At 71.9% G+C, this 2,409-nt stretch carries 3 protein-coding genes; 2 read left to right on the forward strand and 1 reads right to left on the reverse strand.

Going from position 1 to position 2,409, the window contains the following annotated elements; translation table 11 throughout:
- The first annotated feature begins 30 nt into the window (after positions 1 to 30).
- Complete coding sequence (locus tag L995_RS26090; protein ID WP_016446608.1) at positions 31 to 705, forward strand: response regulator; 675 nt, start codon at positions 31 to 33, stop codon at positions 703 to 705.
- Entirely contained in the window at positions 698 to 2,125 is a 1,428-nt protein-coding gene (locus L995_RS26095) for an ATP-binding protein (protein ID WP_043789275.1), read from the forward strand. Before L995_RS26090 ends, L995_RS26095 begins: the two co-directional genes overlap by 8 nt.
- On the opposite strand, the gene L995_RS26100 is transcribed toward L995_RS26095, so the two are convergent.
- Positions 2,077 to 2,409 (reverse strand): aminopeptidase (locus tag L995_RS26100; protein WP_047474217.1); only part of this gene is annotated, 333 nt, incomplete at its 5' end. The two genes, L995_RS26095 and L995_RS26100, sit on opposite strands and share 49 nt — an antisense overlap.

Genomic DNA, 2,409 nt, shown 5'->3' on the forward strand with positions numbered 1-2,409 from the left:
GCATCCTGACGTGCGAAGGCCCAACCTCCCATGCGAATCCTGCTGGTCGAAGACGATGAGGCTCTGGCCCAGGCGGTGGGCAGCTATCTGCGCTCCAAGGCCTTTCTGATCGACAGCGTGCCCTCGCTGGCCCAGGCGCGCGCCTGCCTGGCCGGTGCCAGCTACGCGGCCGTGCTGCTGGACCTGCACCTGGCCGACGGTGACGGCCTGGCGCTCATGCCCACGCTGCGCCGGCTGGCGCAGCCTCCCGTCACCATCGTGCTGACGGCCCGCGACCAGGTCAGCGATCGCATCCGCGGGCTGGATGCGGGGGCCGACGACTATCTGGTCAAGCCCTACGACCCCGAGGAACTGCTGGCCCGCCTGCGCGCCGTGAGCCGGCGCGGCGGCGGCATGCAGGCCGGGCAGGACGCCGTGCTGCGCATGGGCACGCTGGAGATCGACCTGGCCCGCGAAATGGTGCGCGATGCCGGCCGCACCCTGCTGCTCACGCCCAAGGAATGGGCGCTGCTGCGCGTGCTCACGGCCCAGCCGCAGCGTGTGCACGCGCGCGAGCATCTGCTCGATGCGCTCTACGGCTTCGATGCCGAGGCCGACAGCAACACGCTGGAAGTGTTCATCAGCCGGCTGCGCCGCAAGCTCGGGCGCGACCGCATCCTGACCGTGCGCGGCACCGGCTACCGCCTGGCCCTCGAGCATGGATGAGCCGCAGCGCTACAGCCTGGCGCTGCCGCCCCGTCTGGCCGACCAGCTGGCCCGCGAGCTGACACTGGCCCTGGCCGCCGTCTGGCTGGCCTGCGTGCTGGCGCTGGCCTGGTATGTCAGCCACATCGTGCACCACAACTTCGACCAGGAAATGATCGACAGCGGCCACCGCCTGCTGGAGGTGGCCGTGCACCAGCTGGAACAGGAAGACCACTCGCGCGAGGGCGTGCAGCGCCCGCATGTGGCCTCGCAGCCGGGCGACGAGGCCGAGGATCTGGTCTACCAGCTGCAGGACGGCCGCGGCAACGTGCTGCTGCGCACCCAGGCCGCCCCCGTGGCGGCCTTTGCCGTGCCCATGCGCGAGGGCTTCTACGAGCGCGAGGGCTGGCGCATCTATGTGGTGGCCCATCCCCGGCAGCCGCTGTTCCTGATGCTGGCCGATCCCATGGTCGAGCGCAGCGAGGCGCTGCAGCGGGCGCTGCTGGCGCTGGGCTCGGTGATGCTGGTCATGCTCGCCCTCATGGGCTGGGCGCTGCGCGTGACCGCGCGGCGGCGCCTGCGCGTGCTGCGCGACATGCAGCTGCAGCTGAGCGAGCGCGGCGGCTCCAACCTGGAGCCGCTGGACCTGGACGCCATGCCGCGCGAGCTGTGGCGGCTGGGCCGGGGCATCAACCACCTGATGCAGCGCCTGTCGCATGCGCTGCAGGTGGAGCGCTCCATGGCCGCCAATGCGGCCCACGAGCTGCGCACGCCGCTGGCCGTGGCCACGCTGCGCCTGCAGACGGCCCTGGACCGTGGCGTGGACAACGCCGACGTGCGGGCCGCGCACGAGGCGCTGGAGCGGCTGAGCCAGCGCACGGAAAAGCTGCTGCAGCTGTCGCGCGCGGCCTCGGGCTCGGCGCTGGCGCAGGACGATGTGCGGCTGGATACGCTGGCCAGCATGGTGGCCTCCGAGTTCTGGCAGCAGGACGAATCCACCCAGCTGCGGCTGGACGTGGTGCTGCCCGAGCAGCCCTGCGGGCCGGTGGCGGGCGACGTGGACACGCTGGCCATTGCCTTGCGCAACCTGGTGGAGAACGCGCTGCGCTACAGCGATGGCTCGGAGGTGCTGCTCGAAGTCTGCGACAGCCATACCGTCCAGGTGCGCGACGAGGGGCCGGGCATGGACGCCGTGGCGCTGGGCACCGCGCGCGAGCGCCATGTGCGCCATGTGGACGATCTGCGCCTGCCCCAGGGCGCCGTGCGCGAACTGGCATCGCCGGGCTATGGCCTGGGCCTGTCCATCGTGTCCATGATCGTGGCCCAGCACGGCGGCAGCCTGCAGCTGCAGTCGCCACCGCCTGGCAGCTCCAGCGGCCTGCTGGCACGCATTCAGTTGCCGGGGCGCGATCCGTCCGCGGATCCCGACGCCCCGGCCTGAGCCGGGTCGCAGGCAGACGGCAGGGGCGCATCGGCCGGCATGTGCCTGCACAGCCTGGCGTTGCGCTGCGCTGCGGGCAGGGCGGCCAGCTGCCGCACCTCGGCATAGAAACGCTGCCAGCCCTGGATTGCCTCGTTGCCGGGCTGGGCCTGGGCCGGAGCTTGGGTCTTTGCTTGGGCCTGGGCCTGGTGCCACAGCGCGGTGAAGGCCGGCACCCAGTCGTCATAGGCGGCCAGCGCGCCGAAGCTGGCGTTGTTGGCATCGGCCACCCACTGGTCCAGCCG

The sequence above is a fragment of the Delftia sp. ZNC0008 genome, from assembly GCF_000799035.1.
Taxonomy (GTDB): domain Bacteria; phylum Pseudomonadota; class Gammaproteobacteria; order Burkholderiales; family Burkholderiaceae_C; genus Comamonas; species Comamonas tsuruhatensis.

What these genes read in the sequence shown, in the direction of transcription:
- L995_RS26090 (WP_016446608.1), top strand. Translation starts at nt 31, where the DNA reads ATGCGAATCCTGCTGGTCGAAGACGATGAGGCTCTGGCCCAGGCGGTG.
- L995_RS26095 (WP_043789275.1), top strand. Translation starts at nt 698, where the DNA reads ATGGATGAGCCGCAGCGCTACAGCCTGGCGCTGCCGCCCCGTCTGGCC.